The sequence below is a fragment of the Methylobacterium sp. 4-46 genome, assembly GCF_000019365.1.
Taxonomy (GTDB): Bacteria; Pseudomonadota; Alphaproteobacteria; order Rhizobiales; family Beijerinckiaceae; genus Methylobacterium.
Genome location: NC_010511.1, coordinates 1,285,532 through 1,305,533 on the forward strand (window position 1 = coordinate 1,285,532; position 20,002 = coordinate 1,305,533).

A 20,002-nucleotide genomic window follows, 5' to 3' on the forward strand; every position below is an offset into this window, starting at 1 on the left:
AGCGATGCTTTCGCGGCAAAGCTGGCGCACAAGGGGCTATCATGAAGCGGTCTGCCAGAGTGCTCATCAAGTGTCGGGTGCTGCGCGAATTGGATCGTGCTCTCGCGCAACGTAACCTTGAGCGAGTTGCCATCTTGCTAGGGCGGCAGCTCAGGATTGAGAAATACGGTACCGCCGCAGCATAGCGGTCTTCCACGCCTCGACGTTCACCGGCTCGCCGGCTTCCTTGGCCAGGGCGGACCAGGCCACCTCCCGGAATGCCTCGGGCTCCCACAGCAAGTCCCGCGGCTTGATCCCCATCTCAGCGAGGACGTCCTCGACCTCCTGCAGGAGCGCGATCCGCACCAGGGACGTGAGGTGATAGGCGAGGCTCGGCTTGATCCCCAGCATGACGGCGAGCGGGGCGACGAGGCTAGGAGCCCGGTAGGTCAGGCACATCATGCCCAGCACCGCCGCCCGATCCTCCGCATCGGTGCAGAGGTCTGCGCTGGCGTAGGCCCGCGGGAGCGCCGGGCGCTGAGGCGATGCGGGCGCCTCGAGCGGTGCGGATCGTGGCGCGCGAGACGGGCGAGACGACGCGCCCTTCGCCTTCGCCTTCGTCTTGGACGTCTCGGCCGCCAATGCCTGCGCGCGTGCGGCGCCCTTGTCGCTGCCGGACGAAATGGAATGCGAGCCCGCCACCCAGCTTAAGCACGTCTCTCGGTCCAATCGGCCGTCACTGCGTACAGGCATGCCGCGCCCGACGTATTGTGAGACGCGCGCCTTAGTTATTCCTAACTCCGCCGCAAGTGCAGACTTAGTCGTGATCGTCATGCGTTCGCCTCGCGAGCGCGGGGTTAAGAAGGGGTGAGAGGCTGCACCTAGCCAGGAACCGAGCCTCGCGCGTCACCCTCCCCCTCCACCCTTAGGGAAGGACCCAAGCAGGGGTGGGGGTAGGGTGGCAGGGGAGGCCCCGCCAGCGGGTGCGGAGATCCTCGGCCGAGCCGAGACGGCTGGGGCCGCCGCGGGTCCGTGCGGCCCGGTCAGACCGGCGACCACATCGGGCGGGCGGCGTGCGCCTCGTGGATGATCTCGGGCAAGGCCGAGATGTCGGACAGGCTGATGACCTTCGCGCCCGCCTTGCGGTTGGCCATGGCCTGCAGCGCGTGCCGCTCTTCCGGTGTTAGGCTCAACGAGGCACGCGCCGCGGCCTCACTGTCCCACACCCCGGGCTGCCATCTGCCGGTCGGGTCCGCCACGACGAATTCGTGGCCGTGCTTGGCGGGGAAGCTGAAGATCGCTCGACCGTCGTCGAGGTCGATGCGAGCGAGACCGTAAGTCATGGTCAGTGCCTCACCGCCTCGGCACTGGCCTCACCCCTGAGGAGCGAGACGGCCAAATGAAGGGCCGAGCGGGCGTCAACCCGCTGCTCTTTCAGGAGACCCGCGATCGTGTGGCCGGCGGGGTCCAGGCTGTCGGCGTGCTCATCAAGGGCGTCGGCAACCGCGCCGGTCGAGTACTCGATGCGCTGCAGCGCGCAGCCGAGCACGTCCGCGATCTCCCTCAGGACCTGGACGTCAGAGCATTCGTTGAGCGTCATACCGGCCTCCCCGCCACGCGGCGCCAATGCTTCTCGGCCGCCCGGAATTCCCGCCGCTCCTGCTGCCGGGCTGCGTCGCGCGGGTCGGCGTCGCGGGCGTGACCCTCGGCCGTGAGCAGGGTGAGCAGGCGCGACTTGAAGGCCCGAACGCTCATGCCGCTTTCTGCGGCCTCCCGGCCCAGATCCTCCCGGCCGGCCTTCACCGCGAGTGCGTAGACCTCGGCGCGTCGCTGCGCCTCGATCGAAGCGGGAGACATTCGGCCTTTCGGGGAGGGCTTGGCCGCTGCCTTGGCCGGCTTGGCGCTGCGGGAACTGCCCTTAGCCTTCCCGCCGTCCGGCGCCTTAGCGGAGCGCACGTGGCAGCCGGCATCGGCCGGGACTGGCACCAAGGAAATTTCCAAGGGCTCCCAGTCCGTGACTTCCCAGGTGGCGGGCTGGCCGTCACGGGCTTCGGTCTTGTGAACTTCGAAGACCGAATAGCCGACCGAGACGCTGCGAACGATGCCGGTCTTGATCTTCCGCACCGCGTCACGAACGTCGTCGGTGTCGCTCAGCTTGATCGTGGCAATGCCCTTCCCGTCCACGATCCGCGCCGAGCCGGGCACGACCACGCCGATGACGTTCCGCACCGACTCGGACATGTGGGTGTCGCAGAAGGGTGCGCCCTGGTTCAGCTTTTCCAGTCGAACGGCGCCGGGTTCGAGCGAGAGCACTTCGTCGAATTCCTCGCCGTCGACGAAGGAATAACGCCGGACCGGCGCTCCCGTTGTCCACACGACTTCGATCGTGTTCTCGGTTTCGTTGAAGCTTTGGGAGCGCAGCGATGCTGCGCGATAGATGGTGCGTGTGGTAGACATCTAAGTTCTCGATTGCTCAGGCCACGAAAGCGGCGCCGATCATGCCGTTACGGAGCTGAGCCCCGAGCTTTTCATCCTCCGACACGACGCGCTGCCGCAGCGCGGGCGCGCCGTATTCAAGGGCCGGGAGATGCACTTCTTTCAGGATAGACTGGTGCGGGCCCGCAGGTTCGGCCGAGATGATAGTCGGGCTACCCGCCCGCTCCTCCACAACCACGTCGGGGTCGTCGAGCCGATACTGAAGCAGGGTCTGCCCCGTCTTCCGGTGGACGCGGACCTTCTGCACATTCGGAATGATCTGCTCGGGCTTAGCGGGACGGCCCCGGTGCGGCTCGCCGCTCGCGATCGGCTCCCGGCCCGCGGGCAAGTCCGCGTTCGCCTCGGCGATCGTGCGGCCCAGGTCCTCGGCCTTGCCGAGCAGTTCCGCCAGTTCCTGGGCCAGGCGCGGGTACGTCTCGACAATGAACTTTCGGCGCTCGGCGCTGGCGCGCCGGGCAGCGTCGTACCGGGCGACGCGCCCCGCCTCGGCCTCGGCCTCCCGCAGCGCCGCGGCCTCCGCTTCCAGTTTGGCCTTGCGGACGCTGGCGGCCTCGGCTTCGAGGCGCAGTCGGTTGAGCTTCAGCTCGTGGCCCTCGGCAGCGTCGACGTCGCCGGCCTCGACGGCGGCGGTCCGGGCTGCCTGCAGCTCGGCGAGCTTCGCGGCGCGGGCGGCGTCGGCGCTCACCAGCGCGGCGATGTCGGTCTCGACGTCGGCCGCCGTGCGTGCGCGCAGTATGGCCTTGATCGCGTTCTTCATGTTCGTACCATCAGTTTGAGTTGTGGGCCGGGTTTGCGAGGCTTGGCCTTGAGCAAAAACGTCTAAGACGTCGGGGGAAGGAGCCCCACTTCCCGTTGTCGGTCGACCCGGCCCGGGCTTCGACCTCGATGGCACCCCCTTTTACTCACGCCCGACACCTCAAGCGGGCGCGAATTCTTCTGGGCCGTCACAGCAACCCGTTGAACTGTGACGGCCCACCGGCCGAAGCCGGTTCCCCCGAAGCGCTTCGCCGCTGCGCCTGGGGTGTTCGCTGAAGACGGGGCGGCGCCGCGTGAAGATCGCGGCGCCGCCCGGGCGCGGGAGCGAGGCGTTCGGGGGACAGGAGACCCGCGCCACGCTCGACCGCGCCTGACCCGGCCCGGTCGCCTCCACGCGGCACGGGACGGGGTTCGTGTTCACGATGGCCGGACCTCGACGGGGTCGACGGCGAGACCGCGCCGGGGACGCGGTGCGCGTTCGGCGCGCTCGGCCCGGAGCCTTACGTGTTCGGCCACGTGGCAGGGCCGGCAGTAGTGCTCGACCCGCAACGGCTCGGCGTAATCGGGATGGTGCATCTCGGTCCGCGGGTCGCCGCATGCCTGGCATGGTTCCGAGACCAGTTCGCCGCGGCGGCGGGCACGCTGAGCCTTGCCCTGCGCCGCCACTCGCTCGGGGTGGCGCCGGCGATAGCGTTGTTGGGCCTCGACGTGCCGGGCGCGGGCGGCGGCGTCCAGCGGCTTGCGCGGCGCGGTCACCCCCGGCCGCCCCTTGCCGGCAGGGCGCTCGCCAGCGGCCGTTTGGGGTCGGCCGGTACCTGCCTAGCCGCCGACCCCCGATCGGCCGTTTTTGGCGACCCGCTCGTGCTTTCTCGGGGCATCTGGAACGGCACGTACCGCGTGAGGTGCAGCCAGCGGTCATCCTCTCGGACGGTGAGGGCGGCGGCGCGGCCGACCGTCGACCGGAGGCTGACCGCCCCGGCCGCGTGTCGCAGCACCAGCGGGGTCCGGTCGGGCGTGCCCTCGGCCTTCAAGATCCGGGCGACGTCGCACAGCGGCACGCGAAAGACGCCAAGCTCCCGGTCGCCCACGAAGGCCCGGTACTGCCCGCGGCCTGCGGGCTCAATTGCGATTTCAATCACGATCTGCGGCTTCCAGCCGATCTGGCGAGTTCTTCGGGCTCGCGAAGCCAAGCCCGGAGCGTTTCGCGGCGCACGCACGGCGTGCGACCAAGAAAAAAGACCGGCGCTAGCTGGCCGGTCTCAATCATGCGCTCGACGCGCTGGCGCGAGCAGTTCAGGAAGTCGGCGATCTGGTCGACGCCGGACAACAGGCCGAGCCGGTCATGCTCGGTGAGGTGAAGCGTCACCGCCGGGCTACTTGCGGGCTGCGCCTTCGGTCTCGACTTCGCGCAGCCACGCGTCGAGGCGGGAGCGGCGGGCGAAGATCGTGGCGCCGTTACCCACCTTGAAGACCGGAAGCTTGCCGGCCTCGGCGAGGTACTGAGCTTGTCGGCGGTTCACGCCGAGATGTTCGGCGATGGCGCGGACCCCATAGAGAAGATCGCCCGCAGCCGAGGCCCGGGCGTGAGCAGATGTGGCAGACATGGCGAGATTTCCCTTGCGGATATACTGGTCGCAACGGTGCGGGCCGATCTTTGGTCGGCGCTATCGGATCGTCAGAGCACGAAAAAAGGCGCCGTGAGGCGCCTGCGGACTGGCAAAATACTTTACCACAAACTTGACACAATCTAGGACGGAGGACCTGATTGGTAGAGCAGCCCCGGGTAGGTCCTCATAGGGAAGACCTCCGACTGCACCCCCCCCGAGGCCCCCGCCCTAATCGGCTGATTGTGCTCTCGGCTGTCGAACCGGGGCCCGATGCAAGGTCGGGCGCATGCGAGTACGACAACTTACGCCCATTAAACCACGGATTGCGAAAAAGATCAATTACGCAGATCGTCGCACCACTAGGTCACGCGGGGCGGTCGGAAGCGACGACGTTGGTTCGGGGCGGAGGTCTTGCTGCGGAAAGCAGCCCGGTCGCGCTACGACCTCGCGGGCCTTGCGCCTGCGTTCCTCGACGTGGGCGGCACGCTCCAGCTTCGTTACCGTGTCGCGGACCGGCGGCGCGCACCCTTGGCCGGGCTCTGCCCGTCATGGCCTCAGGGAATAGGGGGAAGAGCAAATTCAACATTGTGTTGAATTTGACACTCCGAAGTAGGCGTGGATCGGGCCGGCGCCGTGGGCCGACGCGCTGCGGGCAGCGCCGGCCGTCATGGCCTTAGGGAATGGGGCGAGCCAAACTTCCACTTGGTGGAAATTCGGCCCCGATGCTCGCGCCCGCGTGCGTGGGGAAGCGACCCCGAAAGTTTCCCACTGTGGGAAACTTTTAAGGACTGCCCGCGTGCGCGGGGGAGCTGCCCTTAGAAAGTTTATCAGCCTGATAAACTTTCCCTTGCGCACCCTTGGCCGGGCTCTGCCCGTCATGACCTCAGGGAATGGGGCCGGCAAAAACGACACCGTGTCGCTTTTGACGCTCCGAAGTCAGATAGGCGTGGATCGGGCCGGCGCCGTGGGCCGACGCGCTGCGAGCGCCGCGTCGAGCGCCCGGCTATTCCGCCATGGGTCGTCACCGCCGCCGACGAAGGTCCACGCGTCGTCGATGACGTCGACGAGGTAGGCGCCGAATTCCGGATAGCGCTGGCACACCCGCCGCAGCGCCTCGGCCATCGCGATCGTGCCGCCGATGCGGTGCAGCTCGTCGCCCACCGCGGCGAGGCCCAGCCGAAAGGTGGCCCGGACCGGATCGTCGGCGATGTCGTCGAAGGAGGGCCCCCGGGTCTCGCACCAGGGGCGGAGGCTGTTCTCGATGGGCGCGTCCTGGTCGTGGGCGATCCGCATCCGCAATTCGAGGACCAAGAGCGCGCGGGTGACCGACACGAGCGCGTCGAAGCACCGGCTGGCGCGGGGGGCGAGGTCGAAAGCATCCACGTCGGTTCTCCGGTTCGAGGTGCGGCCGTGGACGGCCGCAATGGGGTCGCGGGTGGGATCGGACGTCGGCGGTCGGGAACGCCGTTCAGCGGGCTGTGGGGCGGGCTCCTGGCCTACGGCTCAGGTCCACCACACGTCGCCGCTGGCCTTGTCGCCAACGCCATCCCATCGGGCCGCAACCAGTGACCGTACCCGTCCCGCGGGGTGGTCGGCGTTCTCGGCCACGCGTTCCAGCGTCGTGTGCATCAGGGCGGTGCCGCCGATCCGGGCGAGGTGGGTGCCGACGTCGCGGATGGCGCGGTCGAGGGCATGGCCGACCGGGTCCTCAAGCAGGGTGTCGAGGCCCCGGCGCGCGAGCCCGCGGCGGCACTCGTCGGGCGTGAGGAACTTGTAGGTGGGCCGCTCGCCTCGGGCGCGACGTGCATCGGCGACGCGGGCCTCGTAGTCGATGCGCGTCGCGGCGAGGAAGGCGAGCACGTGCTCCAGCCCGGCGACGTCGTCGCGCTGCTGCTGGGTCAGGGCGTCCGGCGCAGGCGATCGGCCCGGCCGGCGGGTGGTGTTCGATGTCGTGGGCATGGTGATCCCGTCGAGAGGAATGAGGCCCGGGGGGCGGGTTGGGCGGGCCGGTTCGGGTTGGCCCTGGGGGTTGGGATGACGGATGACGGATCGTGACGGATCTTCCGTATCGGCCTTCACGCGCGCCCGCGCGGGCGCGCGCGTGAGGCGGGAAGGGTTTAATCCGTCATGATCCGTCATCCGTCATTCCTGGCTTGATCCCCCTGCCCAGCGGGGCACACCGGGCAGGGGGAAGATATCTCGTCAGATCAAGCGTTTAGCGGGAAGTCGGGGCACGGCTTGAGCCGGATGCCAGAGAACCCCCGTCCCGTCGCGCCGCGGATCTGCGGGAAGCCACGGCCCGCGATCTTCGGGCTGAACACCTTCTGCGCTTCGGCCTCTTCGCCGTTCACAAGCGCGTAGCTCTTCCAAGCGTTGTACAGCTCGGTAGAGCCTACGGTCAGACGATCGTTACCGGGGTCCAGGTCACACTTTTCTGCCAGGAACTGTCCGAGGAGGTCCTGCCCCGAGAAGTACTCTTCGGTATTGTCCTCAACGGCCTTGGGGCTGATCAAGCGGTTCGCCTGCCAGTCAAGGCAGCCATCGATCATCCAGCGCAGGATGCCCGGCCACTCCGCTTCCAGCTTCTTCGGAAGGTCAGGATCGCGCTTCTCCTTCGGCACGTCGTTGTTGAACGGCACGACGATCAAGCGACGCCGCATCGCCTGATCGACGTTGCGCAGGCTCGGCCGGTTATTGCCCATCACGAAGAGCTTGAACTGCGGCAGGAACTCGAACTCATCCTGGCGCATGAACCGCGCCTTGATCCGGTCCCCGCCGGTCAGGGCCTTGATCCGCGCCTCCGCCCACTCCCGGCCGCCCTCGGTCTCGCTCGCCGTCACCAGGCGCTTGCCGCGCAGGGCCGCGATCTCGGTCGGATGCCGGTCGTGCTTGGCCGCGGTCAGGGCCTCCATAGCGACCACGGTCGCATAGTCCTTCAGGATGCCGAGGGCGGTGCCGATCAGGACCCCCTTGCCGTTGCCGCCCTTGCCCTCACCGAAGACGAACCGCTGTTCCGTCGTGTCGCCGGTCAGGCAGTAGCCGCACCACTGCTGCAGGAACCGAACCGTCTCGGTGTCGCCCCCGAAGGTCTCGTCGAGGAACTGCAGGAACTGGGGGCACTCCGCGGTGTCGGCCGGCGCCACGGCGGTGGTCCGGGTGATCATGTCGGACTGGAGCGCGGGCCGCAGCTCGCCCGTCCTGAGGTCGATGGTCCCGCCCGGCGTGCCGAGCAGGTACGGGTCGAGGTCCCAATCCTCGTAGACGGTCACGAGGCGTGGGTCGGTCTTCGCGAAGGTCTCGACGTTCGCGGCGAAGGCGACCTTCGAGTGCGTCACTCGCAAGTGCCCCGGGGCCTCCTGTGCCACCCGGCGGGCCAGCTCGCGTGCGTACTGGAACGCGCGCTTGACCTTATCGGTCTCCCAGATCGTCCCGGTCCAGTGAAGCCAGGTCTTGCTGTCGACGTTGTACCGAAGAAACCCCTCGAACTGTTTTGCGAACTCAAGAGCGACGCCGTCTTCGGTGATCAGATCCTCGTCGGATGAAGTTGCAGCCTCGCGAAGTTTGGCCTGCTTCTCGGCAAGGCTAATAATCCTGCTCTCAGAGCCCGACATAGCGCGCCTCCATCTTGCGGATCTGCGCTCGGGCGATCTTCTCGACGACGCTGGTGACCTCGTCCTCTTCAAGGGGTGGGCTGAACCGCATCTCGTTCCAGCACTGCAGGAGCTGATGCACCACTTCGAAGTCGACGTGTCGGCAGATGAGATAGCCGGCGAGCTTGGCGACGGCGGTGTTGCGTCCGCCTTCGGTGACGCCTTCGGTCACCAGCTCGCGCCACTCCGACACGGGTCGCGCCGCCTTGCGCTCGGGCTTGGCGAGGCGTGCCGCCATCCACTCGGGCAGTGGGGCGACGGGTGCCCCCCGGAGCGGGTGGTGCTCGGCCGACCACTCGTAGCGACCGCCGGAGATGTGGTCGCTGCCCACGGCGACGATGTAGCCGCCCGCGCCGCGCACATCGAGGCCGTGCCCCAAGGGGCTGTTCGGGTCGCCGTAGCACCCCACCGTGACGCCGGCCGGCGGTCGGAAGAAGATGTGCTGCCCACCGCCGCCGGTCCTGGCCCGCACCGTGTGGGGCAGAGGCCCGTGCTCGGCCTCCAGGGCCGCCAGGGTCGCGTCACCGCCGTGCCGGGGGTCGACGTCGATGATCGTGACCTTGCCCGTGGCCATGCCGATGTTGGCGCCCGGCACGGCCTCGAACCACTGGCGCACGGCTCGCGTATCGGTCGTGGCGTCCTTGAAGCCGCTCGGCGCGAAGCGGGCCATCGGGTGCTTGCCCGGGTGCCGGCAGTTGGGGTTCCCGCACGTGCACGCGAGCGATCCGTCGTCTGCCCTCAGGATGCCGTGTAACGGAAACACCGGGGCACCATTCTCGGCGAGCCACGACGCGATGCTAGTCCGCCCCGCGTTCACAGGAGGCGCGACAAGATTTTCAGCGCCCGCGTCTTGACGCGGCGCCGAAACAACGTTAGATCTTTTCATGGAAATTGACTTTCAATAGCCCCGCCAGCCTCCGCTGAGCGGGGCTGCTTTCTTTGGCAAGCTACGGCAGGGTACACGTGTAGACATGCCCCGGTGACGAGGCGGCTTCGGTTTTTCTCCTAGGGCGTGTCGGGGTGGGCCGGTCTACTGCGCGGTGCGGGGCGCTCCGGTAGGAAGGGCCAACATCTCGCGCAGAGCGAGCGTGGGCACGCGATAGCTACGGCCGAGCTTTACTGCCGGGATCTCTCCGCGGACAATCGCGGCGCGCGCAGCCGCCAAGCTTAGATCGAGCACTTCGGCCGCGGTCTTGGCGTCGACGCTCGGTCGGGTCAATACGCGGGTAATCGCGTCGTGTTCGGTCGCCTTCCTCTTGATGAAGGCACGGGCCCGGGCCATCCGGGTGGCAGCATCGTTCAAACTCAGGTCCTCCGAAATTGCGCCAAGCTCGGGCGCTCAGAGGAGAGTGGGAGCTGTCACGTCCCGTTGCAAGCATGATCTTGCGACCCCTTACGTCAAACAGCTTCCCTAAACGGCTGGCACATCCGCGAAATCGGCTGGCACATGGCTGGCACAAGATGACTGGCCCATCTAGTCTTGCGCGGCACCTCAGAGCGCAAAGCCGCATCGCCGCAACGGCTTAGCGGCGATGCGGAGTTGCGGGGCCGAGCGAACGCACCGGGCGACCAGCTCCGATACGGGATGCCGATATGTCGCACCCCGATCAGACACAAGATCTAGTGGGTTCCGGTCCGCTCGGGCCCTATCCCTGCCGCTGTCTCCTAACTTCGGCGAGGTCGATGACCGCGCCGCCGCCGATCCACCGCCCGGTCTCGGCGTGGTGGCGCCAACGCATCAGGTGGATCGCCTCCCACTCCGCGCCGTCTCGCGGTTCACGGCTCGCGATCTCGCGCATGACGGCGAGACGGCGGTCGGCATCATCATCCCACGCGAGGGCCAGGCGCTGGTACAGGGCTATGTCCTGGGCGTCATCGGGCAGCTCCAGGATGCACTTCTCGGCGGACCGCGCCCGGGCCGTGAATGCCTCATAGAACAAGAGCAGTTCGCCGAGGCCGAGCAAATCTAGGTCCAACGTGCGTGAGGACTCGACTCGACTGGTTGAAGCGCTAATTACTGTTTGAGCCATGGTCGTACCCTAGTCCGACTGTGGTTAGACCCGACCGTGGCCTGCCAGCTCCGGTCGGGTCGCCTGTTCATGGCACCCGAGCCTGTGTACAGCAATCGTTAAAAAGGATTAGGCTACCGACAATTTGTCGGTCGAATATACGGGCACTTCCGCCCACCTTCAGCAGGATACGCGCGCGTCACCTAACTTAGTCACCTAACAGGCGTTGGAGTTAGTTGACAGACACTGGCCGCCCGCCTTGTATGATCTCCACGACTGCTTGACACGCAACTCCACCGCTGCTCTCAATCATGCCGGCAGCAAGGGAGGCGTGTGTGACACGACTGAGACGACCCGACCCACCCGACAATCATTCGTTCGTCCGCAAGCAATTGACCGTGTCGCCGGCCTGGTTGCGCCAGGTCGACAACTGGCGGCGGTCGCAACCGATCATCCCGTCATGGAAGGCGGCCGTGTGTACGCTCGTCGAGCGCGGGCTCGCGGCCGATGCCGCGGGGCGGCGATGATCGTAGCGGAGAGCCGGGCAGACGTTACTGTGACTCGGAACGAAAATCGCGCTGCTACCTGTCGCCGTGTTCAGTCTCCATGTCGGGTTCAGCCCGCTTTGGGCCAATTTCTGCCGAGTTCGAGCAGCACAGTGTCTTGAAGTAGGTGGATATTCGCCTCAAGTAATCTGCAGGATCGCGATTGGCGATGACCCGCGCCGGCCTCCTCACGCCTATGCAAGCCGCGGCCTACCTCGGGATTTGCCGGGAGACACTGCGCGCCCACGTCAAGCACGGCGACCTTTCCTACATCGACATTGGCCGCGGTACTGTGCGGCGTCGGATGATGTTTCATCCCGACGATCTCGCTGCATTCATCGAGGCAAGGAGACAACGCCAGTGTCAATCTACAAACCCAAAAGCAGACCGTACTACCTCTATGATTTCCAGCTCGGCGGTCATCGATTTCACGGCTCTACGCGCTGCACGAGCAAGCGCGAAGCCGAAGCTTTTGAAAAAGAGCGCCGCAAAGAAGCGGCAGAGCAAATAGCAGACGCACGATCTCTAGGCCGACAGCCGATGACCTTCGGGGTCGCGGCAACCCGGTACTGGAACGAGGTCGGCCAACATGTGAAGTCGCGAGCGAACCTCCTGCCGGTTCTGTCTTGGCTTCAGATCGAAATCGGCAACCATCGCCCCCTCAAAGCGGTCGATGGCCGCCTCGTTGCGGCGTTGGTGGCGAAACGTCGGGCCTGCAAAACGCGCACCGGCACGGTGCTGAAGCCGGCGACAGTGAACAGGGTAACGGACGTGCTGCGCACGATCGTGTTTCGGGCGGAGCGCGTCTGGGGGGAGCCCGTCACGGCAGTCGATTGGCGCAGGTATCGGCTCAAGCAACCGCAGGAGCGAGTGCGCGAACTGCGCGAGGATGAGGAGGCGAGGATGTTTGCCGTCCTCCGCGAGGACTACCACCCCATCGTCCGCTTCGCGCTGTTGACCGGCTGCCGGCTTGCCGAGTGCGTGAACCTGCGTTGGGCGGACGTGGATTGGGGCGGCCGTCAGATCTGGATCCGGGGCAAGGGCGACAAGCTGGCGACCATCCCGCTGTCACCGACCGTGCGCGAGCTTTTGTGCACACTCCGGGAGCACGACTCGGAGGTCGTCTTCACCTACCAGGTCCGGAACGGCGGCCGGGAAGTTCGGAAGGGCGCGCGCCGGCCGATCACCTACGAGGGCCTGAAGACGGCGTTCGGGAGGGCCGTGAAGCCGATCCTGCCCGACTACCGGTTCCACGATAACCGCCACACCGCGGCGACGCGGATCCTGCGCGCATCCGGCAACCTCCGGGTTGCGCAGGCGCTGCTTCGGCACTCAAACATCTCCACGACGACGAAGTACGCCCACGTGATGCAAGACGACGTCGTCGCCGCCATGGAAGCGGCGGTGCGTGGGGCGGGCGGAGCGAAAAGTCCCGACCGATCCCCGACGCCGGCTGTACATTAGGAAGCGAAAACCCTATCACTAGAGACACTTCACACGCGGGAGCACCGAGGGACGCTCTCGCCGTGGGCGGTCGGCAGGGTCGAGATGCGGATGTCGACGTCCTGGCCGCGATCCGCCACCCTCATGCGGCCGTCCTGGGGCAGGCGCCGCTCGGCGATGTTGAGCCCGGACAGGATCTTGATGCGGGTCGTGAGCGGCAGCTGCACGCTGCGGGCGAGGCGCTCGGCCTCGACCAGCACGCCGTCGATCCGGTAGCGGACGCGCACCTCCGCCTCCTCGGCCTCCAGGTGGATGTCGGAGGCCTGGAGCTCGAAGGCCTTGCGCACGAGGCGGGCGGCGAGCCGCACGATCGGCGCCTGGCTCGCCACGTCCTGCAGGCGGGCGAGGTCGTCGTCGAGCCCCTCGCCCGCCTCCGCCTCGCCGGCATCGCCGTAGACGGCCCGGTGCAGGCGCTCGAAGGCGCTCGGCCCGACGAGGCGCGGGGCGACCCGGCGGTCGGTGAGGTGGGCGAGGGCGGCGGGGATCTCCGGATCGAGCGCGTCGACGAGCCCGACCGCGAGGGTCTCCGCATCCGCCGCGAGGGGCAGCACCCGGGCCCGGGCGCAGTACTCGGCGGTGATCAGCTCCGGCAGGACCGGCTCGGCCGGCAGGTCCTCCTCGCGCAGGATCGGCAGGCCGGTCGCCTCGGCGAGCGCCGTGACCAGTGTGGTCTCGTGGACGAGGCCGAGTTCGGTCAGCAGCACCGGGAGCGGGCGGCGGCCCGGCAGGTCGAGGGCGGCGAGCGCGCGCTCCAGGCCGGCCGCGTCGAGCACCTGCATGCCCGCGAGGTCGTGGAGGAGCCGGCGGGCGGGGTCGGCTCCGTCTCGGTCGGCGCCGCGCCGGTCCGGCCGGGGCCGCCGCGGCCGCGTCTTGCCGGTCCAGATCGTCAGCATGCGGCCTCCTGCCCGAGAGGAAGCGGCCCGTCCGGCCCGCAAGCAAATCTAAAGGCCGGGCAGTTAAGGATTGACACCGGCGGAGGGCGCGGCGCGGCCGCAGGGGGAGGCGAGATGAGGCGGATCCCGGTCCCGGTGCTGACCCTGGGGAGGCGCTGAGCGTGCGCGCCCCGCACGGGTTCCAGGCCCTCGCGGCCTCGCCCCTCTGGCCGCGCTGGCTGCCCCGCGCCGGGTGGTGGCTCGCCGAGGCCGCCTCCCTGTTCGGCGAGGAGGAGCGCCGCGACCGCGCCGAGTCGGACCTCGTCCTGCGCCTGGAACCCGGCGGGGACCTCGTCCTCCTCGACCGCAGGGGAGCGGAGCCGCGCAGCTACCGCCTCGCGCCGGATCTCGGCGACCTCGCCGAGCGCCTGGCAGCGATCCGCGGCGCCGGCCGCGCCGCCGTGCGCGTCAAGGTCCTGGTGCCGCCCGACCTCTGCTTCCTGCGCACCCTCTCCCTGCCCGCCGGCGCGCTGCCGCGCATGCGCGAGGTGCTCGACCGCGAACTCGAGGCCGCGACGCCCTTCCGGGCCGCCGCGATCTACGGGGACTGGTTCGTGATCGGCGAGGAGGCCGGCCGGCTCAGAATCCGCCACTGCGTCGTCAAGCGCAGCCGCCTCGATCCGCTCCTCGGCGCCCTCGCGGCCGCGGGCCTGGCGGCGGGGCCGGTGGTGGTCGGCCTGGAGGAGGACCGCACCCTGCCGGTCGACCTCCTCAGCGGCGGGCGCCGGGCCCTGCCGCGGCGCCTCGCCGGGCTGCGGGCCGGCGACGCCCTGGCGCTCGCGCTCGCGGCCGGGCTCCTGATCGCGGCCCACGGGCTCTGGCGCGGGCACCAGGCCGCGACCCTCGCCGCCCTCGACGCCGCGACGCTGGCGGCCCGCCGCGCCGCCCCCGCGCGCCCGCCCGCGCCGGTCCCGGCCGTCGCGGCCGAATTGCTGGCGCAGCGCGCCGCCCGCCCGCCCCTGGCCGCGATCTGGGACGCCCTCGCGGAGGCGCTGCCCGGCTCCGTCTCGGCCGAGACCCTGCACCTCGACGCGGGCGGGCTCACCCTCGGCCTGCGCGCGCCCGACGCCGCGCCCGCCCTCCGGGCCCTCGCCCGCGTCCCCGCCTTCGGGCCGGCCCGCCTCCTGGCGGAGGACGGGGCGGGCCGCGCCGTCCTCGCGGTGCCGCTGCGCGGCACGGTGCCGCCGCGCGGCGCGCCGCCGCCCCGGCCCGCGGAGCCGCCGCGGTGAGGCGCCTGCCCGCCCTCCCCCGCCCGTCCCGCGCGGCGCTGCCGGCCCTCCTCGCCCTCGCGGCGGCCGCCGCCCTCGCCGCCGCGGCGCTCGCTCCCCTGATCGAGGGCGCCCGCGAGATCGACCGCGCCCGCGCGCTCCTCGGCCGGGTGAGCGAGGCGGCCGCGCGCCCGACCGGCCTGGTCCCCCTCTTCGCGGCCGACGCGCCGGCCCTCCTCGCCGCCTTCCGGGCGCGGCTCGACGCCCTGGCGGCCGGCCGCGCCGTCCTCGTGGATGCCGTGCACGTCGAGCCCGATCCCGGGCGGCTCGAGGCCCCGCGCCTCGCCGCGGTGCTGCGCGGCACCACGGAGGGCCTGCGCGGCCTGCTGCTCGCCCTGGAGACGGAGGAGCCCCTCGTCGTGCTCGACCGCGCCGACCTCACGATCGTCCAGGCCGCCGAGCCCGAGGCGGAGCGGCCGACGCTGCTCCAGCTCGCGCTCGCGGCGCGCGGCGTCGTCGTGCCGCCCCGCCAAGGGGCCGCACCGCCCCGCCAAGGGGCCGCCCCGCCCCCCCAGGGGGGAGCGATGCCCCCTCAGGGGGGCGCACCGCCCCCCCAGGGGGGCGCCCGATGAGCCCGCGCCTCGCCGCCCTGCGCCGGCTGGCGGCCGAGAGCGGCGCCGTCCCGCGCGCCGTCCTGGCCCTCGCGGCGGCCGTCGCCCTGGCTGCCGGGCTGTGGCCGGTCGATGCCGCGCCCCCGCCCGCGCCCGCGCCCGGTCCGGCCGCGGGCCCCGGCCCCGGCCCCGGCGGCCGCGGCGGGGCGCTGCGGCAGCCGCTCTTCGACCCCGGGCGCCGGGCCTGGACCGCGCTGGGCAGCTGGGAGGACGCGTTCGGGATGCCCAACCCGGGCACGACCCTGTCGCTCCTCGGCGTGCTGGTCGACGGACCCCGGCGCCGCGCGCTGATCGACGACGGGAGCGGGCCGCCGGAATGGCGCGCCCCCGGCGAGGGGCCGGAGGCGTGGCGGATCACCGCCATCGCGCCCGGTCGCGTCGAGGTGGCGGACCGGGCGGAGCGCCGCGCCGCCCTGGACCTGCTCGGGCCGCCGGTCGTGCTCCCCCCGCCGCCGCGCCACCCGCGCCCCCCGCGCCGGGCGCGGCGCCTCCGGGCGGGCAGCCCTGGGTCAGTCCAGGATCCGCTGGCGCAGCCCCTGCACTCCGGCTGGCACCTCTTCCAGAGGCGGCGGCGCGCTGACCGGGCGCACCGGCATCATCGTCCGGACCTGGTCGCGGAAGTCGCTGGCGATGCGGTCGGCGTCGGCCGTGCCGCGGATCACCTTCGGGCGCAGGAACACGATCAGTTCCGTGCGCACGCGCAGATCCGACTTGTTGCGGAAGGCGGGGCCGATCACCGGGAGGTCGCCGAGCACCGGCAGGGCCTCGGTGCCGATCTGCGCCTTCTCCTGGACCATGCCGCCGATCGCCAGGCTGTGCCCGTCCGACACCGCCACCGAGGTCGCGACCCGCCGCTGGCGGATGGTGGGCGAGTTGATGTTCGACGTCGTGGTCGGCACGACGTCGCTGACCTCCTGGTTGATGTCGAGGACGACGAGCCCGTTCTTGTTCACCCGCGGCGTGACCGAGAGGATCACGCCGGTGTCCTTGAGCTCGATCTGGTTGAGGATCGGCGCGTTGCCGGCGAGCGCGCTCTGGCCGCTCTGCTTCACGATCGGCACCTGGTCGCCGATCTGGAGGCGCGCGGTGCGGTTGTCGAGCACCGTGATGTTGGGCGAGGAGAGCACGTTGACCCGGGTCACGCCCCGCAGGGCGTTGAGCACGACGTGGAAATCCGCGTCGTTGAGCAGGTAGTTGAAGCCCGGCACGCCGCGCATCGCCGCGCTGACCAGGGCGCCGGCGCCGCTCGTCCCGCTCGCGACCGACGCCGCCGTGTCGGACTGGGCGAGGTTGAAGCGCGAGCCCCCGTTCTTCAGGAACCACTGCACCCCGAATTCGAGCTTGTCGTTCAGCGTCACCTCGGCGATCACCGTCTCCAGCAGCACCTGGGTCGGGCGCGCGTCGAGGCGGCCGAGGATCCGGAGGATCTTCTCGTACTGGGTCCGGGTCGCCGAGATCACGAGGCTGTTGTTGGTCTCGTCGGCGACGATGCCGATCCCGCCCCGCCGCGCGCCGCTGCCGTAGACCGCGCCCGAGCCCCCGGCCTCGCCCATGCCGGAGAGGGCGCTGCCCGAGAAGCCCGCCTCCATGGCCCCGCCGCCGAACCCGCCGGCGCCGGAGACGCCGGACCCGGCCCCGCCCGGGCCGAGGGCAGCGGCCGGCCCCCCGAAGGCGCCGGGCGATCCGCCGCCGAAGGCGCCGGACGGGCCTGCCCCCGGCCCCCCGCCCGCGGGAGCGCCGGCGCCGCCCGGCGGGCCGCCGAACCCTCCCGCGCCCGCCGGACCCGTCCCGGCCGCCCCGCCGCCGAAGCCGCCGAAGCCGCCCGCATCGGCGAAGCCGCCGCTCAGGCCCGCCCCGCCGCCCGCGGAACCGTAGGCGGCGGCGCCCGGCGCGCTCGCCATGGTCGGGTCGGAGGAGACGACCCCCTGGAGCACGGCGGCGAGCTCCTTCGCCGAGCGGTTCTGGATGCGGTAGACGAAGAGCTGCCGCTCGCGATCGGCCGCCACGACTTCGAGCCGGGCGATCCATTCCCGCGCCCGGTCGAGGTAGAGGGCGCGCGAGCTCACCACCAGGATCGCCCCGAGCGCCTCGTTGGGCAGGAAGCGGATCATCGCGCCCGCCCCCGAGGCCTCGCCGCCGAACACCTCCGCCAGGTCGCGGGCGATCGCCGAGGGATTCGCCCGCCGCACCGGCACCATCGCCACCGAGAGGCCGCGCATCCAGTCGACGTCGAAGACCGCGATCGTCTCGCGCAGGGCCTGGATCTGGGCGCGGTCGCCGGAGACGATGAGCAGGTTGCGGGTGCGGTCGGCCCGCAGGACGAGGTCGCGCGGCGCCACCGCCGCGAGGATGGATTGCATCTCGCCCGCCGAGATCCAGCGCAGGGGGATGACCTGCGCCCCGGGCTCGCCCGCGGCATCGGGCGTGCCGCGCACCCCGGAGGGCGGCGGCGGGGCGCCCGCGGGGAGGATCTGCACGTGGCTGCCCCGGCGGCGCAGGGTGACGCCGCGCGCCGCGAGCGCGCTCTCGAACAGGCCGAGCAGGGCCGCGCGGCTGACCGGCCCCGCCGTCTGCAGGGTGACGGTGCCGGCGACGCGCTCGTCGAGGCTGTAGCTCCAGCCGAGCGCGTCCACGAGCACCGCCCGCGCCGCCACCGCCACCGGGGCGTTGACGAGGTTGAGCGTGACGTTGCCCTCCGGGAGCGGCGCGGCCGCCTCCCTCGCGCCGCGCACGAAGACGTCGGTGCCCCGCCGCACCAGCGCCGGGGCCGGGCCGGCGGGCGGGCCGCTCTCGATCGCGCCGCGCAGGCCGTAGTCGGAGGCGCCCGCCGGCGGAGTCCCGCCGCTCCCGAGGGCGAGCGCCATCTCGAGGACGGCGCGCCAAGCCTTCGCCCTCCCCCGCATCGCCCTCTCCTGCGCCAACTCAGCGTAAAGAGATCCTTACGATCCGCATGCTTAACCAAGAGTAAAGCGGCGGCACGCGCCGGGATCTGCACTTTCTGCGCGCAGTCACCCCTGACAACAACTCTCCCCTTGCGGCACGGCGGCGGGGGCGGACCGGCCCGGCGCGGTGGCCGCGGGTGCGGCGCGGCGTGCCTTTCGGGGCCCGACGCGCTAGATCCGGGCCGTTGCCCCCGCGGTGTTGAGGAGTGGCCGCCCGATGTTTCCCGATGTTCAACTGCATATCGCCGGTGAGTGGCGCCGCGGCGGCGCCGGCCAGACGCTTCCGATCCTGAATCCGGCGACCGGCGAGACGCTGGGCCAGCTCGCGGTGGCGACGCGGGAGGATCTCGACGCCGCGCTCGCCGCTGCCGAGCGGGGGTTCTCGGCGTGGCGCAAGGTCTCGGCCTTCGAGCGCAGCAAGGTGCTGCGCAAGGCCGCCGACCTGCTGCGGAGCCGCGCCGACGCCATCGCCCGGATCATGACCCAGGAGCAGGGCAAGCCGCTGGCGGAATCCCGCGTCGAGGTGATGGCGGGCGCCGACACGATGGACTGGTTCGCGGAGGAGGGCCGGCGGGCCTACGGCCGCGTGATCCCGCCCCGGGCCGAGGGCGTGATGCAGATCGTGCTGCGCGAGCCGGTGGGGCCGGTGGCGGCCTTCACGCCCTGGAACTTCCCGATCAACCAGGCGGTGCGCAAGGTCGCGGCCTCCCTCTGCACCGGCTGCTCGGTGATCCTGAAGGGGCCGGAGGACACGCCGGCGAGCTGCGCCGAGCTGATCCGGGCGCTCCTCGACGCGGGCGTGCCGGGGGACGTGCTGGGCCTGGTCTTCGGCGACCCGGCGACGATCTCGTCCTACCTGATCCCGCATCCGGTGATCCGGAAGATGTCGTTCACGGGCTCGACGGCGGTGGGCAAGCAGCTGGCGGCCCTGGCCGGCCAGCACATGAAGCGGGCGACGATGGAGCTCGGCGGCCACGCGCCGGCGATCGTCTTCCGCGACGCGGATGTCGACAAGGCCGTGAAGGTGCTCGGCGCCAACAAGTTCCGCAATGCCGGCCAGGTCTGCGTGGCGCCGACGCGCTTCCTGGTGCACGACTCGGTCTTCGACCGCTTCGTGGACGATTTCGTCGGCTATGCCCGGGCCCTGACCGTGGGCAACGGCCTGGAGGAGGGGGTGACGATGGGCCCCCTCGCCCATGGCCGGCGGATCGAGGCGATGGAGGGCTTCGTGGCCGACGCGGAGGCGAAGGGCGCGCGCCTGCGCACGGGCGGCAAGCGCCTCGGCAACCGCGGCCACTTCTTCGAGCCGACGGTGTTCACGGACGTGCCGCTCGACGCGCGGATCATGAACGAGGAGCCGTTCGGGCCGATCGCGGCGATCCAGCGCTTCTCGGAGGACGAGGAGGCCTTCGGCGAGGCGAACCGCCTGCCCTACGGGCTGGCCGCCTACGCCTATACGGGCTCGACCGAGACGGCGCAGAAGCTCGCCACCCGCATCGAGAGCGGCATGCTGTCGATCAACCACCACGGCATCGCGCTGCCGGAGACGCCCTTCGGCGGCGTGAAGGATTCGGGCTACGGCAGCGAGGGCGGCTCGGAGGCGATCGAGGGCTACCTCAACACCCGCTTCGTCACCCAGGCCGGCTTCTGAGCGGCTCCCGGCCGGCGCCCCACGGCGCCGGTCCCTTGCCGGCGATTTAGGGG

General features: G+C 70.6%; 22 protein-coding genes. 5 read left to right on the forward strand and 17 right to left on the reverse strand.

What is annotated here, in order from left to right; translation table 11 throughout:
* Window positions 1–150 precede the first annotated feature (150 nt).
* From M446_RS38525 to M446_RS05560, 15 genes are all read right to left on the reverse strand, one after another.
* Window positions 151–681, reverse strand: a complete 531-nt coding sequence (locus M446_RS38525) for a hypothetical protein (RefSeq protein ID WP_210161173.1) — start codon at window positions 679–681, stop codon at window positions 151–153.
* A 341-nt stretch (window positions 682–1,022) separates the two neighbouring features.
* Window positions 1,023–1,322 carry a hypothetical protein gene (locus tag M446_RS05500; RefSeq protein WP_012331098.1) on the reverse strand — a complete coding sequence of 100 codons (300 nt, stop codon included), beginning with the start codon at window positions 1,320–1,322 and terminating at the stop codon, window positions 1,023–1,025.
* Between the two features lie 2 nt (window positions 1,323–1,324).
* Window positions 1,325–1,579 (reverse strand): hypothetical protein, encoded by a 255-nt coding sequence (locus tag M446_RS05505; RefSeq protein WP_012331099.1) that lies wholly within the window; start codon window positions 1,577–1,579, stop codon window positions 1,325–1,327.
* Window positions 1,576–2,436 carry an HK97 family phage prohead protease gene (locus M446_RS05510; RefSeq protein ID WP_012331100.1) on the reverse strand — a complete coding sequence of 287 codons (861 nt, stop codon included), beginning with the start codon at window positions 2,434–2,436 and terminating at the stop codon, window positions 1,576–1,578. Before M446_RS05510 ends, M446_RS05505 begins: the two co-directional genes overlap by 4 nt.
* Window positions 2,437–2,452: 16 nt before the next feature.
* Window positions 2,453–3,232, reverse strand: a complete 780-nt coding sequence (locus tag M446_RS05515) for a hypothetical protein (RefSeq protein WP_012331101.1) — start codon at window positions 3,230–3,232, stop codon at window positions 2,453–2,455.
* Window positions 3,233–3,648: 416 nt separating this feature from the next.
* On the reverse strand, window positions 3,649–3,987 hold the full coding sequence (locus M446_RS34790; RefSeq protein WP_012331103.1) for a hypothetical protein: 339 nt from the start codon (window positions 3,985–3,987) through the stop codon (window positions 3,649–3,651).
* Window positions 3,984–4,370: a hypothetical protein gene (locus M446_RS05525; protein WP_012331104.1), complete on the reverse strand. Its 387-nt coding sequence runs from the start codon at window positions 4,368–4,370 to the stop codon at window positions 3,984–3,986. The genes M446_RS34790 and M446_RS05525 overlap by 4 nt, the downstream gene beginning before the upstream one ends.
* On the reverse strand, window positions 4,367–4,597 hold the full coding sequence (locus M446_RS05530; protein WP_012331105.1) for an excisionase family DNA-binding protein: 231 nt from the start codon (window positions 4,595–4,597) through the stop codon (window positions 4,367–4,369). The genes M446_RS05525 and M446_RS05530 overlap by 4 nt, the downstream gene beginning before the upstream one ends.
* A gap of 7 nt (window positions 4,598–4,604) precedes the next feature.
* The gene (locus tag M446_RS34795; protein ID WP_012331106.1) at window positions 4,605–4,835 is read right to left on the reverse strand and encodes a helix-turn-helix domain-containing protein; all 231 of its coding nucleotides are present in this window, start codon (window positions 4,833–4,835) and stop codon (window positions 4,605–4,607) included.
* Between the two features lie 939 nt (window positions 4,836–5,774).
* Window positions 5,775–6,221, reverse strand: a complete 447-nt coding sequence (locus M446_RS05535; RefSeq protein ID WP_012331107.1) for a hypothetical protein — start codon at window positions 6,219–6,221, stop codon at window positions 5,775–5,777.
* 120 nt (window positions 6,222–6,341) lie between these two features.
* Window positions 6,342–6,977: a hypothetical protein gene (locus M446_RS05540; protein ID WP_150108582.1), complete on the reverse strand. Its 636-nt coding sequence runs from the start codon at window positions 6,975–6,977 to the stop codon at window positions 6,342–6,344.
* A gap of 68 nt (window positions 6,978–7,045) precedes the next feature.
* Window positions 7,046–8,449 (reverse strand): phage/plasmid primase, P4 family, encoded by a 1,404-nt coding sequence (locus tag M446_RS05545; protein ID WP_012331109.1) that lies wholly within the window; start codon window positions 8,447–8,449, stop codon window positions 7,046–7,048.
* The gene (locus M446_RS05550; RefSeq protein ID WP_012331110.1) at window positions 8,436–9,305 is read right to left on the reverse strand and encodes a bifunctional DNA primase/polymerase; all 870 of its coding nucleotides are present in this window, start codon (window positions 9,303–9,305) and stop codon (window positions 8,436–8,438) included. The genes M446_RS05545 and M446_RS05550 overlap by 14 nt, the downstream gene beginning before the upstream one ends.
* 213 nt (window positions 9,306–9,518) lie before the next feature.
* Window positions 9,519–9,791 carry a helix-turn-helix domain-containing protein gene (locus tag M446_RS05555; RefSeq protein WP_210161174.1) on the reverse strand — a complete coding sequence of 91 codons (273 nt, stop codon included), beginning with the start codon at window positions 9,789–9,791 and terminating at the stop codon, window positions 9,519–9,521.
* A gap of 343 nt (window positions 9,792–10,134) precedes the next feature.
* The gene (locus M446_RS05560) at window positions 10,135–10,452 is read right to left on the reverse strand and encodes a hypothetical protein (RefSeq protein ID WP_150108584.1); all 318 of its coding nucleotides are present in this window, start codon (window positions 10,450–10,452) and stop codon (window positions 10,135–10,137) included.
* A 759-nt stretch (window positions 10,453–11,211) separates the two neighbouring features.
* Here M446_RS05560 and M446_RS34800 point away from each other — a divergent pair.
* Window positions 11,212–11,553 (forward strand): helix-turn-helix domain-containing protein, encoded by a 342-nt coding sequence (locus tag M446_RS34800; protein WP_083784635.1) that lies wholly within the window; start codon window positions 11,212–11,214, stop codon window positions 11,551–11,553.
* 29 nt (window positions 11,554–11,582) lie between these two features.
* Window positions 11,583–12,506: a tyrosine-type recombinase/integrase gene (locus M446_RS05565; protein WP_083784636.1), complete on the forward strand. Its 924-nt coding sequence runs from the start codon at window positions 11,583–11,585 to the stop codon at window positions 12,504–12,506.
* 29 nt (window positions 12,507–12,535) lie between these two features.
* Here M446_RS05565 and M446_RS05570 read toward each other — a convergent pair whose 3' ends face one another.
* Complete coding sequence (locus M446_RS05570) at window positions 12,536–13,438, reverse strand: GspE/PulE family protein (RefSeq protein WP_012331113.1); 903 nt, start codon at window positions 13,436–13,438, stop codon at window positions 12,536–12,538.
* A gap of 161 nt (window positions 13,439–13,599) precedes the next feature.
* Here M446_RS05570 and M446_RS38000 point away from each other — a divergent pair, with 161 nt between their 5' ends.
* Together M446_RS38000 and M446_RS05580 are read left to right on the forward strand one after the other, a co-directional pair.
* Window positions 13,600–14,706, forward strand: coding sequence for a hypothetical protein (locus M446_RS38000; RefSeq protein WP_012331114.1), 1,107 nt, complete (start codon window positions 13,600–13,602; stop codon window positions 14,704–14,706).
* Window positions 14,703–15,317 carry a GspMb/PilO family protein gene (locus M446_RS05580; protein ID WP_012331115.1) on the forward strand — a complete coding sequence of 205 codons (615 nt, stop codon included), beginning with the start codon at window positions 14,703–14,705 and terminating at the stop codon, window positions 15,315–15,317. The genes M446_RS38000 and M446_RS05580 overlap by 4 nt, the downstream gene beginning before the upstream one ends.
* Before the next feature lie 548 nt (window positions 15,318–15,865).
* On the opposite strand, the gene gspD is transcribed toward M446_RS05580, so the two are convergent.
* Complete coding sequence (gene gspD, locus M446_RS05590) at window positions 15,866–18,259, reverse strand: type II secretion system secretin GspD (protein WP_012331117.1); 2,394 nt, start codon at window positions 18,257–18,259, stop codon at window positions 15,866–15,868.
* A gap of 256 nt (window positions 18,260–18,515) precedes the next feature.
* On the opposite strand from gspD, the gene M446_RS05595 reads away from it, so the two are divergent.
* A complete protein-coding gene (locus M446_RS05595) occupies window positions 18,516–19,949 on the forward strand; it encodes an NAD-dependent succinate-semialdehyde dehydrogenase (RefSeq protein ID WP_012331118.1) in 1,434 nt (477 codons plus the stop codon).
* The last annotated feature ends 53 nt before the right edge of the window (window positions 19,950–20,002 follow it).

Excerpts from the sequence above, each read along its gene's own strand:
- M446_RS34800 (WP_083784635.1), top strand. The coding sequence starts at position 11,212 with ATGACCCGCGCCGGCCTCCTCACGCCTATGCAAGCCGCGGCCTACCTC.
- M446_RS05565 (WP_083784636.1), top strand. The coding sequence starts at position 11,583 with ATGACCTTCGGGGTCGCGGCAACCCGGTACTGGAACGAGGTCGGCCAA.
- gspD (WP_012331117.1), bottom strand. The coding sequence starts at position 18,259 with ATGCGGGGGAGGGCGAAGGCTTGGCGCGCCGTCCTCGAGATGGCGCTC.
- M446_RS34795 (WP_012331106.1), bottom strand. The coding sequence starts at position 4,835 with ATGTCTGCCACATCTGCTCACGCCCGGGCCTCGGCTGCGGGCGATCTT.
- M446_RS05570 (WP_012331113.1), bottom strand. The coding sequence starts at position 13,438 with ATGCTGACGATCTGGACCGGCAAGACGCGGCCGCGGCGGCCCCGGCCG.
- M446_RS05545 (WP_012331109.1), bottom strand. The coding sequence starts at position 8,449 with ATGTCGGGCTCTGAGAGCAGGATTATTAGCCTTGCCGAGAAGCAGGCC.
- M446_RS05515 (WP_012331101.1), bottom strand. The coding sequence starts at position 3,232 with ATGAAGAACGCGATCAAGGCCATACTGCGCGCACGCACGGCGGCCGAC.
- M446_RS05540 (WP_150108582.1), bottom strand. The coding sequence starts at position 6,977 with ATGACGGATCATGACGGATTAAACCCTTCCCGCCTCACGCGCGCGCCC.
- M446_RS05510 (WP_012331100.1), bottom strand. The coding sequence starts at position 2,436 with ATGTCTACCACACGCACCATCTATCGCGCAGCATCGCTGCGCTCCCAA.
- M446_RS05505 (WP_012331099.1), bottom strand. The coding sequence starts at position 1,579 with ATGACGCTCAACGAATGCTCTGACGTCCAGGTCCTGAGGGAGATCGCG.
- M446_RS05500 (WP_012331098.1), bottom strand. The coding sequence starts at position 1,322 with ATGACTTACGGTCTCGCTCGCATCGACCTCGACGACGGTCGAGCGATC.
- M446_RS05595 (WP_012331118.1), top strand. The coding sequence starts at position 18,516 with ATGTTTCCCGATGTTCAACTGCATATCGCCGGTGAGTGGCGCCGCGGC.